This window comes from Paraburkholderia sp. SIMBA_030 (assembly GCF_046535245.1).
GTDB lineage: Bacteria > Pseudomonadota > Gammaproteobacteria > Burkholderiales > Burkholderiaceae > Paraburkholderia.
Genome location: NZ_JAWRXB010000947.1, coordinates 1 through 258, shown reverse-complemented (window position 1 = coordinate 258; position 258 = coordinate 1). Strand labels below are relative to the sequence as shown.

The 258-nt window shown below is 67.1% G+C and carries 1 pseudogene; it reads left to right on the top strand.

The features are described from left to right. Positions 1-12: 12 nt before the first annotated feature. Positions 13-258, top strand: a pseudogene (locus SB772_RS42815) (hypothetical protein); the annotation flags it as partial.

Genomic DNA, 258 nt, shown 5'->3' with positions numbered 1-258 from the left:
CTGTCGGCAGCCATGCTCTACGCCAGCCACCTGGCCGATAGCGAGCAAGACCTGAGCGTGGAAACCCGCCAGCGCTTCGCCGGTAGCTTGAAGGAGCGCCTGCACGAGCTGGAGCATCAGGTGCGCGACATGTTGGTGTTCGCCCGTGGCGAGCTGCCGCTCGGCGATCGGGTGAGCCCCAAAGGGCTGTTCCAGGCCTTGCAGCAGGCCGCGCAGTCGCACGTGCAAGGGCATGCCGTGCGTTGGCAGTGCGACAGC